Origin of the sequence: Thermococcus sp. 101 C5 (genome assembly GCF_009372125.1) — an archaeon.
In the GTDB taxonomy this organism is placed as follows: Archaea; Methanobacteriota_B; Thermococci; order Thermococcales; family Thermococcaceae; genus Thermococcus_A; species Thermococcus_A bergensis.
The window spans coordinates 1-13,227 of sequence record NZ_WHIZ01000056.1 but is presented as its reverse complement, the minus strand read 5'-3'; the positions used below and the strand labels follow the sequence as shown (position 1 = coordinate 13,227).

General features: G+C 43.5%; 14 protein-coding genes and 1 pseudogene. 6 read left to right on the top strand and 9 right to left on the bottom strand.

The features are described 5' to 3' along the window. Nucleotides 1-249: pseudogene (locus GBV73_RS08535) on the top strand (IS6 family transposase); the annotation flags it as partial. A 238-nt stretch (nt 250-487) separates the two neighbouring features. On the opposite strand, the gene GBV73_RS08530 reads toward GBV73_RS08535, so the two are convergent. From GBV73_RS08530 to GBV73_RS08520, 3 genes are all read right to left on the bottom strand, one after another. Then, nucleotides 488-1,267, bottom strand: a complete 780-nt coding sequence (locus GBV73_RS08530; RefSeq protein WP_152880738.1) for an isopentenyl phosphate kinase — start codon at nt 1,265-1,267, stop codon at nt 488-490. Further along, on the bottom strand, nt 1,264-2,268 hold the full coding sequence (locus GBV73_RS08525) for a mevalonate kinase (RefSeq protein WP_152880736.1): 1,005 nt from the start codon (nt 2,266-2,268) through the stop codon (nt 1,264-1,266). Before GBV73_RS08525 ends, GBV73_RS08530 begins: the two co-directional genes overlap by 4 nt. A gap of 457 nt (nt 2,269-2,725) precedes the next feature. After that, complete coding sequence (locus GBV73_RS08520) at nt 2,726-3,604, bottom strand: MEMO1 family protein (protein WP_152880742.1); 879 nt, start codon at nt 3,602-3,604, stop codon at nt 2,726-2,728. Between the two features lie 94 nt (nt 3,605-3,698). On the opposite strand from GBV73_RS08520, the gene GBV73_RS08515 reads away from it, so the two are divergent. Next, nucleotides 3,699-4,412, top strand: coding sequence for an aspartate/glutamate racemase family protein (locus tag GBV73_RS08515; RefSeq protein WP_042699300.1), 714 nt, complete (start codon nt 3,699-3,701; stop codon nt 4,410-4,412). Between the two features lie 88 nt (nt 4,413-4,500). After that, a complete protein-coding gene (gene pfkC / locus GBV73_RS08510) occupies nt 4,501-5,880 on the top strand; it encodes an ADP-specific phosphofructokinase (RefSeq protein ID WP_042699297.1) in 1,380 nt (459 codons plus the stop codon). Between the two features lie 46 nt (nt 5,881-5,926). On the opposite strand, the gene xerA is transcribed toward pfkC, so the two are convergent. The 3 genes from xerA to sfsA form a co-directional block, all read right to left on the bottom strand. Then, on the bottom strand, nt 5,927-6,763 hold the full coding sequence (gene xerA / locus GBV73_RS08505) for a site-specific tyrosine recombinase/integron integrase (protein WP_152880734.1): 837 nt from the start codon (nt 6,761-6,763) through the stop codon (nt 5,927-5,929). A 29-nt stretch (nt 6,764-6,792) separates the two neighbouring features. Further along, entirely contained in the window at nt 6,793-7,650 is an 858-nt protein-coding gene (locus GBV73_RS08500) for a toprim domain-containing protein (protein WP_152880732.1), read from the bottom strand. A gap of 65 nt (nt 7,651-7,715) precedes the next feature. Next, complete coding sequence (gene sfsA / locus GBV73_RS08495; RefSeq protein ID WP_152880740.1) at nt 7,716-8,408, bottom strand: DNA/RNA nuclease SfsA; 693 nt, start codon at nt 8,406-8,408, stop codon at nt 7,716-7,718. Between the two features lie 85 nt (nt 8,409-8,493). Between sfsA and GBV73_RS08490 the strand changes: the two genes are divergently transcribed. Then, nucleotides 8,494-9,540 (top strand): M42 family metallopeptidase, encoded by a 1,047-nt coding sequence (locus GBV73_RS08490; protein WP_152880730.1) that lies wholly within the window; start codon nt 8,494-8,496, stop codon nt 9,538-9,540. Here the strand turns inward: GBV73_RS08490 and GBV73_RS08485 are convergent, their stop codons facing one another. Next, nucleotides 9,541-9,804 carry a hypothetical protein gene (locus GBV73_RS08485; RefSeq protein WP_152880727.1) on the bottom strand — a complete coding sequence of 88 codons (264 nt, stop codon included), beginning with the start codon at nt 9,802-9,804 and terminating at the stop codon, nt 9,541-9,543. It abuts the gene before it with no gap. A 66-nt stretch (nt 9,805-9,870) separates the two neighbouring features. On the opposite strand from GBV73_RS08485, the gene GBV73_RS08480 reads away from it, so the two are divergent. After that, the gene (locus tag GBV73_RS08480; RefSeq protein WP_152880725.1) at nt 9,871-11,802 is read left to right on the top strand and encodes a helicase C-terminal domain-containing protein; all 1,932 of its coding nucleotides are present in this window, start codon (nt 9,871-9,873) and stop codon (nt 11,800-11,802) included. Here the strand turns inward: GBV73_RS08480 and GBV73_RS11565 are convergent. Both GBV73_RS11565 and GBV73_RS08470 read right to left on the bottom strand, forming a co-directional pair. Beyond that, nucleotides 11,799-11,915 (bottom strand): PLDc N-terminal domain-containing protein, encoded by a 117-nt coding sequence (locus GBV73_RS11565; RefSeq protein ID WP_283217997.1) that lies wholly within the window; start codon nt 11,913-11,915, stop codon nt 11,799-11,801. The genes GBV73_RS08480 and GBV73_RS11565 overlap by 4 nt on opposite strands. Before the next feature lie 963 nt (nt 11,916-12,878). Continuing rightward, entirely contained in the window at nt 12,879-13,025 is a 147-nt protein-coding gene (locus GBV73_RS08470; protein WP_216643941.1) for a hypothetical protein, read from the bottom strand. A gap of 80 nt (nt 13,026-13,105) precedes the next feature. Between GBV73_RS08470 and GBV73_RS08465 the strand changes: the two genes are divergently transcribed. Beyond that, nucleotides 13,106-13,227 (top strand): excisionase family DNA-binding protein (locus GBV73_RS08465; RefSeq protein WP_152880586.1); only part of this gene is annotated, 122 nt, incomplete at its 3' end.

Sequence of the window (13,227 nt, the reverse complement as noted above, 5' to 3'; positions counted from 1 at the left end):
AGTTTGAGGTTGGGTTATCTGCATGTGACTTTCGGGCCGAGGAACAGTGTTGAGCGCTGGTTTAGGACGTTGAAGGAGAGGACGAAGCGTTTCTGGAATAATTTCAGGGGTAAAGACTGGAGGAGGGTTCATAGGTTTGTTTTTCTGTTTGCCTTCTGGTATAATTTTGTCAGAATTCATTCTAGTTTTGGTGATCCGCCTGGTGATGTTACTGAATGGCTTCAGGAGGTGATGCCCCAGTTATCCTAACAGTATCAACAAAAGAATTCAAAAGTTCCATTTATCACTACCTATGAAACAGCCCTTCCACTTCATAACGTTTATCTCCTCGAATTGTTTGCAGTGTTTAATAAGAAACTAACTCTTATAAATCTTTCCTTTTACTTAAAGTAAAGATTCCTCCTTTTTGTTTCGGGTATAAATTTATTCCGAGTTAAGTTTTCCATTTAATTTTGGTTGAAAGAAAACCCAAGTAAAAGAATGAACATTAAAATCTAAGCCTTGTCCCCACTTTCTCTCCCCGTATTGCCCTGCTCAGATTCCCCCTAACTTTCCCATTTATGAAATAAACTTCACTGTGCTTTGCTATCTTTAAAGCCTCTCTCAGCTTGTTTCCAATTCCTCCAGTTACATCAATTCCAGCTGACTCTGGACTTTTCAGCAAATGTCTAATTTCTTCAGCATTAAGCTCTTCAATTAGCTTCGCATCTTTTTCCTTCGGATTCCTGTCATAAATTCCATCAACATCCATCATAAAGATAACTTTGCTCGGCTTTAGCATCTTAGCTAAATAACTCACTATCTGATCTCCCGAAAGGATGTCAATGCCTTTATCCAAAGCTATTGCTGTATCTCCAAACAAAATGGGGATAAATCCATTTTCAAAGAGCTTTCTTAAAACTTCAACATCTCCATAAACAACGTGACCGTTCTCTATAAGGAACATTGAGGAAGATGAGACTGAATAAGCTGGCAATCTTTTTTCCAAAAACACCTGAATTATCAAGTCGTTGAGCTTTAGCATAGCTTGATGAGTCTTTGAGAAGCCAATCCTTTTGCGCTCTACATCTCCGGTTAGCCCTTCCCTGATTCTGTACTTCCTCGCATTTGGGTGCCCAAAGCTTCCTCCTCCGTGTACGAGGATAAAGCTCTCCTCGGGGTAAAACCGGGAGAGTTCTTCTGCTATGTTCTCAAGGACTTCTCGATTAAATGAGTAGGGCACGGTTTTGTCACTTATCACGCTTCCCCCGAGCTTGAGGACTATCATTCTTCGACCTCCTCGATTCTCAGTCCCTCTCTGCTTATCTTTGTTATCATTGGCACTCCACCCGCTATCTTTATGGCCGTTGCCACCTCGCTCTGCTTCCCTGGAGCCAAGGCGTACATACATCCTCCCCCTCCGGCACCTGTTATCTTCGCCCCAAGAGCCCCGGCCTCCCTTGAAGCGTAAACCAAATCGCTCAGGCTTTTTGTTGAGACACCAAGGGCATCGAGAAGGCCATGGTTTATGTTCATCAATCTTCCAAGCAGCTGGAACTTGATTTCCCTGTCGTACTCTGCGAGAATAACTTCTCTTGCCTTTTCTACGAGATTACCCATTGAATTGAGAATAGGTTCAATTATCTCAGGCATTTCTTCGTAGTTTCTTCTAACTTTTGCCACTAATTCCTTTGTCGAGCCGCTTGAACCGGTGTAACCCACAACTATCGGCAGTTCAACTACAGGCAAGCTCTCGAAAGAGCCCTTTTGGTAGTGGAGAAAGCCCCCAACAGCTGAAACCGTTGGGTCAATGCCGCTCGATGCTCCCTGAACAAGGAGCTCCACTTTATGCCCCAGCTTGGCGACCTCTTCTTTGCTCAGCTCAAGCCCAAGAAGCCTTGATACGGCTCCTATTGTCGCTACTGCAACGGCAGCTGAACTTCCCAATCCAGCACCAACTGGGATTTGAGAAGTTATCGAAACCGTTATTCCCTTTTGCACACCTGCTTCTTCCATTACGAGGTTTATGGCTTCTCTAACATAACTCAAAACTTCTGCAGCCTTTCCATAGTCTGTCTCGAAATAAATCTGGTCTTCGGAAAATGATACCGTCAAGCCAGGGGTTCTTATGTCTTTAGCCTCTATTCTAATCCTTCCGTTTTCATTAAACTCTGCTCTTACATAAGTCCTCAAATCAATGGCTGCAGCTATAGCAGGCTTTCCATAAACTACACTGTGTTCTCCGAAGAGAATAATTTTAGCGGGTGCGGAAGCAAGAACCCTCCTCATTTTTAGCCCTCCAGAAAGTTTTCGATAACTTCAACGAAAGTATGAATCTCTTAAAGGTCTCTTCGGTTTTTATAGTATCTTCAATCTCCATGGTCTAGGATATACACTCCAAATTTATTTTTCTTTTGGTTGTTTTTGTACCCTCTTAAATTTTGGATTTTAGTAACTGCATACATGCAAAGACTACGCCGGCAATTAATAGGCCTGTTGTGCCCGATGTTTTTGTTGTTTTACTGCCCTTAGGGCAGAATACCGAAAATTAGGGACCTCCAAGCAGGAGAAAGAACGTGATAGACTTTACAATGAGCTCTATGGCATCGGCGTTGTTAAAGTGGGATTATCCAGTTAAATAATAAGATCACCTAAATAAAGTGCAGCAAAAATAAAGGGGGAGATTCCAAAAATCGAACCAATTTTGGAGCATGTGCCCAATTTGTCTTTTCTTCAGTTATATCCCTCACACTCTTCTCATGACAATACTCACATAACCCACTATCGCATCTGTTGACCTGCTCACCTCAAAGCTCGTTGTGTAGTGTAACACCTCCGCTTCAACTGCTTCGCTGAGTCTTGAGAAGACTATTGCCGTTGCAACTCCTCCCGGACCGCACATTGTATGGTTCATTTTCCTTATCTCGTCGAACATTCCTTTATAATCAAATTCGAGAATCTTTTGAATTACTCTGAAGTCCCATTCCCTAATTCTTCCCAGCAAATCGTCTCCTCTTGCCCTAAAAGGCACGTAGCCGTAGGCATAGCCGTAGTGCATCATGTCCGTGCTTGCTATAACAACTACATCCCTCCCAAGCTCTTGGCTTGCTTCAAATATTGCCCTTCCCAGATCTTCGGCAACCTCTTCATCTTGCAGTCCGAGGGCTATGGGGACGATCTTCACTTCTTTTCCTGCTTTTTCGGAGATGTATTGAATAAAGGGTACCTGCACTTCCAGAGAGTGCTCGTATTTGTGGGCGAACTCGTCCAAATCTGCCAAACCGGAGTGTCTTGCGATAGTCTTTGCTAGCTCAGCATCAACTTCAACATCTCCCATTGGGGTCCTCCAAATGCCTTCAGGGTAAACTGCCACGGGGGAACCGAGGCCGGTGTGGTTGGGCCCTATAATTACAAACGTCTCCGGGAGGCCATCCTCATAGATAGCTTTGTATGTTCTCGAAGCTGTGTAGCCCGAGAAAATATATCCTGCGTGAGGTGCAACTCCCGCGGTAATCTTCCTTTCTTCTCCAAGCTCCCCAAGGTCACTGAAAAACTCATCAAGCATGAGTCTTAGCTCTTCTCCAGAGGGATAAAAGCTCCCGGCAACTGCGGGGTATCTTATCATTTTCATCACCAGAGTCCATTTGCACTTGAAGTTTATTAGAATTTTTGGAAAACTTTAATATAGGTGAGAAATAAAGCTCCTTTTAGGTGAAAATATGTACGGATGGAGAGGTAGAATTGGCTTGATAGTTCCGTCCTCAAATACAACGATGGAGATGGAGCTGCATTCAGCTTTACCTGAGGGAGTATCACTTCACACAGCGAGAATGCCTTTGAAGAACGTTACAGAGGAGGAGCTTTTAGCAATGAGCGGGCTTGCAGTGGAAAGTGCAAAGATGTTGAAAGATGCCGACGTTGACTTAATTCTCTACGGGTGTACGAGTGGCTCTTTCATAGGCGGTGGAGAATTTGACAGGGAGATTGAGGAGAAGATAGAGAGCGAGGTTAAGCTGCCGGTTGTGACGACGAGTACAGCAGTTGTCGAGGCCCTCAAGATTCTCGACTCCCAGAGAATACTTGTCATAACCCCCTACACTGATGAGATAAACCAGAGAGAGAAGGAGTTTTTGGAGGCAAATGAGTTTGAGGTCATAGACATCAGAGGACTTGGAATAGTCGACAATACCAAAATCGGAAGGCTCGAACCCTATGAAGCCTACCGGATGGTCAAGGCACTCTTTACAGATGAGGCAGATGCAATATTCATAAGCTGCACCAACTTGAGGACTTTTGAAATAATCGAGGCTCTCGAAGAGGACCTGGGTGTTCCAGTCGTTACAAGCAATCAGGCCTCTCTGTGGCTTGCTTTGAGGGAACTTGACGTAGGGGAGAAAATCCCCTGGCTCGGAAAGCTTTTTATGGAGTTTTAATTCTTTTACCGATTTTCTTTATCTTCATGAAAATATTTTTAAGCACTCTCTTGTAAATTTTCTTAGAGTACTCACTGAGGGTGATAAAATGATGGAGTTCATCAAGGACTTCCAGAGAATGAACATTTACTTGGCCTACAACGTCAACGTTGACGCAATAGTATATTTGAACGAAAAGCACATAGAGAACCTCATAAAGGAATTTGGAGCAGAGAACATTAAGAAACGAATTGATGAATACCCGAGAGAGATAAACGAGCCTTTAGACTTTGTTGCGAGATTAATACATGCCCTCAAGACCGGAAAACCTCAAGCCGTGCCTCTGGTGAGTGTTGAGACCGATAGATGGTTTGATTCCCGCTTTAAATACGATTCTGAGAGAATTGGGGGACAAGTGGGGGTAATAGCAAATCTCCTTGCCAACTTGGACTTTAATAAAGTAATTGCCTACTCCCCTTATCTTGGAAAAAAACAAGCTGAGATGTTCGTAAATAAGGATAACCTCCTCTATCCGGTTGTCGAAGAAGGAAAGCTTGTCTTAAAGAAGCCTGTCGAAGCTTATAGAGAGAACGACCCGGTGAAGATTAACAGAATTTTTGAGTTTAGAGCCGGCACAAGATTCAAGCTTGGAAATGAGACTATCGAAGTCCCCTACTCCGGAAGGTTCATCGTTGCTTCCAGATTCGAGGAGTTTGCGAGAATTGAAACTTCCCCGGAGCTAAAACCACATCTGCCCGAGATAGGCGAGATGGTAGATGGCGCCATTCTTTCAGGCTATCAGGGGTTAAGAAAATACTACAGCGACGGAAAGGATGCAAACTACTATCTAAGGAAGGCCAAAGAGGATATAAAACTGCTGAAGAAGAAAAAGGACATAAAGATTCACGTAGAATTTGCATCCATTCAGGACAGAGAACTCAGGAAGAAGGTGATCTACAACATCTTCCCTCTCGTTGACAGCGTAGGGATGGACGAGGCCGAGATAGCCCACATACTGAGCGTTCTGGGGTATAGAGAGCTAAGCGATAGGATTTTCACATACAACAGAATTGAGGATGCTGTTTTAGGAGCCAAAATCCTCCTCGATGAATTGAACCTTGAAATCCTTCAGGTGCACACAATCTACTACCTCATGTACATAACCCACAGCGACAATCCGCTCAGTGAGGAAGAGCTGATGAAGTCCTTGGAAGTGGGGACGACCCTTGCAGCTGCAAGAGCATCTCTTGGGGATATCAAAAGGCCGGAGGACATCAAGGTCGGTCTGAGTGTCCCATTCAACGAAAAGGGGGAATACGTGAAGCTGAGGTTTGAAGAGGCAAAGGCCAAAATGAGAACAAGGGAATACAAGATAGTTATTATCCCGACAAGGCTTGTAAAGAACCCGGTATCTACAGTCGGGCTGGGAGACACAATATCTGCTGGGGCTTTTGCAAGCTATCTGAGCATGTTGAGAAGGAAAGAGTGATTTACTTTTTTCTTTTGGAGATCCTGCCCTTTAGGGGAAACGAATATCAGTCTCTCATTATTTCTTCAACAAGCTTTGCTTTTTCCTGCGCTTTCTTTAGGTGTTCCACCGTGACTTTTGTGTATATCTGCGTTGTTGAGAGGTTTGAATGGCCAAGAATTTCCTGGATAACCCTTATGTCCACACCCTTTTCCAGCATGTGGGTTGCAAAGCTGTGGCGGAGCATGTGTGGAGTTACCTTCACTCCGGCTTTGCTTCCATACTTTTTGAGAATGTACCATACTGTTTTTGTGGAGAGCTTATCCTTCTTTGCCCTTCTGACCTCAACAAAAAGGTACTCACTTCCATCTTCCCTTGTTTTCAGATAATCCTCGACTTCCTTTAAGAGAAACTCCGGGAGAGGAACTATTCTGTCTTTTGCGCCTTTTCCTCCCCTTACAACTAAAACTCCCCGGTTGAAGTCGATATCCTCTATTTTAAGGTTGCAAACTTCGCTTACTCTTAATCCAGTACCGTAGAGGAGCAGAATTATTAGTCTGTCTCTTTTTCTTGTGGGCGGAACTGCTTTTATGAGCTTTTTCACGTCTTCTCTTGTTAGGCTTTTTGGCAGGCTTCGGGGCACTTTTGGGGATTTTAATCGCTCCGCCTCATCGTCGAGCCCTTCGAACTTAAAGTACGCCTTTAGTGCTTGAACCACAAGGTTGAGACTTTTGTTGGAATACCCGCTTTGTTTAAGATTTGCCAAGAATCGGAGTGCAGAGCGATAGTTTGGAGTCTTAGCTTCTTTTAAGAAACGCTCAACATAGTAAGCATACATTTTGACGGTATGAGGGCTTTTCCCCTCGAGTTCGAGGTACGTTTTGAATTCCTCTATAACGTCCATAAAGACCACAAAAATAAGTTTTATAAGGATTAGAAGTCCTCAAACTCAGCCATGGATCCTTCTAACTTCTCTGCAGTTTCTTCCTCTTCTTTGACTTCCGGCTCTTCTCTCCTGCTTTCTTCCTTTTCTGCTATGCTGAGGCTTAAGTTGACTATTCTAAGCAGCTCTATTACTAAGTCTTCATCATCCGAATATATGTATCCCTGCCCGACGATGACTTTTCCGCCGAGGTTGAGCTTCTCAACTGCTCTTGCTATGTATTCTTCCTCTGGGGGCTCTGCCTCTCCGAAGAGTTTCTTCCACATTTCACTTATCTTGAAGACGTTGGCCCTTTTCTTTAGGGATTCTCTCAGCTGGTTGTTTTCCTCAACCAGCCTGCCGTATTCCTCCATTAGTTCTTTGTACTTGTTTTCGAGTTCCTGGTATTCATTTTTGAGATTCTCGTTTTCTTGCAAAAGCATTTCGTATTTTCCTTTTAGGTCAAGTAGCTGGTTCCTCAATGCCATATATTCCGGCAAAATCTGGAGGCTCTTCAAGCCAGCTCTTACGAGGGTATTCTTGAGTTCTTTTCTGACAAGTTCGACATCTATGTGCTCTAGGTCGTGCCCCATAGGTATTTTCATTCTTTCTACGTGCCCAACGAGTTCGCCGAGTTCCTTGAACATTCTCTCTGCCAGTTCCCGTCCAACCCTATCTGCATCGGTGGCTATTATTAGCAAATCTGCTCCTGCCACGGCACTTTTTGCTATTTCCAGATTTGTTGTTGGAATTATTGCAGAGATTGTTATGTTGTACTCGCTGCCAAGGGCTAAGCCTTGAAGGGCTTTACTTACAACCTCCACATCACTTGCTCCTTCGACTAAAATTCTCACATCTACAATAGTCATTCCCAACACCTCCACGGGGTGTTACCCCGAGCTTGTATAGGGCGAGCGTTATAAAAGTCTTTGGGCTACACCTCAATTATAAGGTCGTCGTTTTCTAGAATTACTTCTCCGTTGGGGAGGAGGCTTATCGATATTCCTCTAATCTCTACCCCCTTTTTCTTTGCTTCTTTTAACAGCTCAGCAATCTTGGGATCGCCTTTAACGTAGGGTTTGAACTTTTTGACTCCGGGTAGCGCCCCTATGAAGACTATCATAGCCCTTTTGCCGCTTTCCCTTAACTGTATCAGTTCTTTTATGTGCTTTTGTCCCCTTAAACTTGGGCAGTCAGGATACATGGCATAATCTTTCTCTCTTAGAACGGCGCTTTTCATCTCTACCCAGACCTCTTCACCACTGCAGTCTAGAAGGTAATCCAGCCTGGAGTTTCCAACTTTAACTTCCCTCCTTTTGATTCTACATCCTTTAAGCCACCTGATCAGTCCCAGCTCAACAGCTCTTTCAAAGGCCCTTGCCTGAGTTCTCGTGTCTATAACTGCTCCTTTTCCATCCTTTTCTAGAAATCCAATCAAAACGAAATCCGTCTTTCCTCCTTGTTTGGGGATGCAAAATGCCCTCTTTCCTTTCACCATGAATTCTTCTAACCTGCCGGTATTTGTTATTAAGGCCTTTTTGAGTTCTCCGTTAACCTCCACCAGCCCCACAAATCTGTTAAGCCTTGTTATGAAGGTGCAATTTATTACCTGAAGGTTCAGCAACATAATGCCTCCCGTCAAAATTCTCGACCTAAAACCTTAAATATTATTCATTCAACATTACGATGAATATCTAAATGAGGTGGTAGTGATGGTGGACTACGAGCTGTTAAAGAAGATAGTCGAAGCCCCGGGAGTTACAGGATATGAGTTTATGGGAGTTAGGGATGTTGTTATTGAAGCCCTGAAGGATTATGTCGATGAAATCAAAGTCGACAAGCTCGGAAACGTTATTGCCCACAAGAAGGGCGATGGTCCGAAGGTTATGATTGCCGGCCATATGGACCAAATAGGACTTATGGTAACTCACATTGAAAAGAACGGTTTCTTGAGGGTTGCCCCAATAGGTGGAATTGACCCAAGAACTTTAGTTGCCCAGCGCTTCAAGGTCTGGATTGACAAGGACAAGTTCATCTACGGAGTTGGTGGAAGTGTTCCACCACACATCCAAAAGCCAGAAGAAAGGACAAAGGCTCCAGATTGGGATCAGATTTTCATTGACATAGGGGCTGAATCAAAGGAAGAAGCCGAAGAGATGGGCGTTAAGATTGGAACCGTGATTACATGGGATGGAAGGCTCGAGAGGCTTGGCAAGCACCGCTTTGTTAGCATTGCATTTGACGATAGAATAGCTGTCTACACCCTCGTTGAGACCGCAAGGCAACTTAAAGAGTCAAACGCTGACATCTACTTCGTGGCAACAGTTCAAGAGGAAGTCGGGCTTAGGGGAGCAAAGACAAGCGCTTTTGGCATTGACCCCGACTACGGATTTGCCATAGATGTAACAATCGCTGCCGATGTCCCAGGCACTCCAGAGCACAAGCAGGTTACCCAGCTCGGTAAGGGAACAGCAATAAAGATAATGGACCGCTCAGTTATATGCCACCCAACAATAGTTAGATGGATGGAAGAGCTCGCAAAGAAGCACGAGATCCCATACCAGTGGGACATTCTCCTTGGCGGAGGAACCGATGCCGGTGCGATACACCTTAACAAGGCTGGTGTGCCAACCGGGGCAATAAGCATTCCATCAAGGTACATCCACTCGAACGCAGAAGTTGTGGATGAGAGGGACGTCGATGCAAGCGTTAAGCTGATGGTAAAGATCCTTGAGCACATACATGAGCTTGAAATTTGATTAAAGGGCCTCTAAATTTTCTTCTTTTATTACATCCGCTATTTTTTCTTTCTGCATCATAGGATAGGTTCTGTAGAGTTTGTAAATGAAATAAGCAGCTCCTGTGAGAATTCCAGCAACCATAAATGGAATTTTTGATGGCAACGGAAGGCCGCGGTACCATTTATGGAGAAGGTAGTTCTGGTAGTAGAAGAGGTAAGCTAAAACCGTGATTATCGCCCCTTCAATTCCGGCCTCTATCAGCTTTTTTTGATATTTCTTCATTTTATCCCTCTCCTCACTTTGGGAAAAGTTAAAAACCCTCATTAATAACTTTTTTGTTGAGTTAAGATGAGCGAATATTTCCCATACCAGTCCTTAAGGCCAAATCAAGAAGAATTCATCAAGTTAGTTGACAGTGCAGTAAGAAATGGGGAAAATCTTGTCGTTGAAGCCCCCACCGGTTTTGGAAAAACTGTAAGTGTATTGGCTGGAGCTTTGCCCTATGCCAAGGAGATGGGGTACAAGATAATCTACCTCGCAAGAACGCATAAGCAGATGGACAGAGTTATAGAGGAACTCAAAGCTATCAGCAAGAAAACTCATGTGAGCGGAGTTGAATTCAGGAGCAGAAAGGAGCTTTGCCTTCACCAGTACATCCAAAACTTTGCCCCCGATGCCTACAACGCGATGATAGTCTGCAAGAATCTCAAAAAGCTCGGCAAATGTGAGTTTTTTGAAAACTTAAAGAAAAAAAAGGAGGAATTTGATGAACTTGTTCAGTACTTCATTCAGACGCCTGCAGAGCCCATAGCGGTGCTCACATATTCTAAAATGTTTGACTTCTGTCCTTATGAAGTTACCAGAAAGATTGCGCTGAGCTCTGATGTAATAGTGGCTAGCTACCTTTATATGATAAATCCCTCCATCAGGGAGAACTTTATGAGCTACTTTGATTTTGATTATTCTGACCTGATATTGATCTTCGACGAGGCGCACAACCTACCCGATCAGGCAATAAACGCCCTCAGTGATAGGATAAGCATCCACAGCATCAACAGGGCCATAAAGGAAGCTGACGAGTATAAGGAGCACGAAATAGCGAATTTTTTGAGTATTTTTCTGAAGGGGCTGGAAAATCTTTACCAGGAAAAATTGAAGGATGTGAAGGTTGAAGAAGTTCCCATACTCCCCGAAAGCATTTTTTACCATGTTTTTGACGTCTTGGGGATCAACGAGAAGCAGCTCATTAGGATTCTTGATCAGATGGTAAAGGCAGGAGATGCGATAAGAGAAGACAAAATTGAGAGGAACCTTCCCCCGAGAAGCTATGTAGGAAGAGTAGGGGAGTTTTTGCTTCTTTGGTTTGCCCTTATCGGGAAGGAGGATTACCTGTTTTTGATGAGCAGAGATAAAGGGTTTTCTCTTGAGCTTGTGGCGTTGGATCCCTCAAAGGCTTTGAGCTTTATCAATAACGTTCACTCTACAATTTTCATGTCAGGAACGCTGAGCCCTCTAGAAGCTTTTGCGGATATAATGGGAGTAGAGGGCAAACTTAAAAAATTCCCGAGGATGGTTAAGAGGGAAAACGCTCTTGTCCTGGTTGCAAAAGATGTTTCTACTAGAGGAGATGAGAGGAACCTTGAACTTTACAAGAAGCTTGCAAGATATATTGTCGAAGCGGTGAAGCTCATCCCAAAGAACGTGGGCGTTTTTACGGCTTCTTATGAAGTCCTTGAGGGGCTTTTATCGGCAAATGTGGATGTGCAGATACAGGAAGAGAGCGGAAAAAAGGTGTTCATTGAGCAGAAGGGGGCTTCTTCAAAGGAGAATGACCTTCTGGTTATGGCATTTAAGGAGGAGGCAAAAAGAGAGGGGGCTGTTTTGCTTGGAGTCATGGGTGGAAGGAACAGTGAAGGGCAGGATTACAGCGGAGATGAAATGAACGGTGTTGTTCTTGTGGGTATTCCCTACGCAAGGCCAACGCCGAGAGTTCAAGCCCAAATAAGGTACTTCGAAAACAAGTTCCCCGGAAAGGGAAGGTACTATGGTTACATCTTGCCGGCCCACAGGAAGCTTGTTCAGGCCGCCGGAAGAGTGCACAGAAGTGAAGACGAAAAAGGTGCGATAATAGTCTTGGATTACCGCTTGCTCTGGAGGTCAATTCAAAGGGATTTGCCGGATTGGATGAGAGAAACAATGAGACCGGTAACCCTAAACTCGATGAAGCGGTACCTTATAAACTTTTATAGGGGAGAAAAAATTAAAGCCAGGAGGAGTTAACTCCTCTTTTCCACAATGTAATATGCCGCTGCTCCAATTAGGCCGAACAGCAGTGTCACAATTATCCATAGAACCTTTCTGCCAGTGCCCATGTCTTTTTGGTTTTTGGCGATATCGTAAACTACTCATAAGAGGCTCAAAAGCCCAACAACCAAACCTATTGTCCACCACATCCCCAGCATGATTTCACCTCGGAGTAGCTATTACCATTAGAATTTATAAAACTTTCCAATTAATAAAAGTAAAAATAAAAAGGTTGATACACTATAGATTATCCCTTGAAAGTCTCGCCCTTTAGGGCGGGGAGGAGGTCGAGAGGACCTCAGTTTGAATAAACCCAGCAAGTATTTATACAATCCCGTTAAGATATAGCATGTGATACTATGATCGAGATTAGAGAAGTCGATGGAACTAATATAGATGCTATGATTTCGGTGTGCACTCCCCCTACCATTAGCGAGGCATACAAAAAAGGGGTCGAAATTAAAAAAGCATGGCTTCTGGAGCAAGTTGCCAATTATTTTTAGCAATGTTCATCCCTTGTGCAACCTCCATAAGATCTCTTGATATTAAATATCCTAGTTATCTTCCCTTTTTGAAACTTTCCCTTTTTGGGTTTAGGGGAATTGATATCCATTGTTTTAAACATAAAGCAAGCCAGAAATATACTTCTCTGGCTTAATTTGGTTTTTCTTCGCAATTTTCATTTTGCCATGCGCATGCCTCACATCAAGTTTCTAAATCCCCATGCCTCTTTGACTGCCCACTCTTTCATAACATTGCTTTCATCTTTACCTACTCTCTTCCAAAATCTCAAGCTCTCGAAATCAAACACTTCACATCACCTCATTATTTCTTAGAGTGCTCAAATTACAATATTTCACTGGTCAAAACTGAGCAATTTTGGGTCTTCCGAGATCTCTTTAGAATTTTAGCATTATGAAGCTTCCAGATTGGCCCTTGAAAAGATTATGCTAAATCAACCCGAAGAAAATAAGAAAACCGGCGAAAGAAAAATACTGAGATTCTTGAGGTATTGTATTCCCAGAGTCAGGAGGAAATCAAAGCTTATCCTGTTATCCCTTGTGTTCAGCACCAATCCTCATAATGATCTCTTTGAAGTTGGTGTAGTAGTATACTGATACGAAGAGACTTATAACGACTAATGTAGCTATAAGAGTTGAAACATTAACAATGTCTAGGAGAGGACCGACAATTGCCATTCCTAGGGGCTGTTTTCTAAATGGTTAAAATCGTAAAGTTTATATATTTTGTGTCATTGTTTGTAATAGGGGTGTGCAGTATGAAGCTTTATCGGACAGGGAAAGCGGCACAGCTCCTTGGCATCAGCAAGCCGACACTCCTCAGAAAAATCAAAGCCGGCGAGATTAAAGCATACAGGGTCGGAAAAGAATACAGAATTCC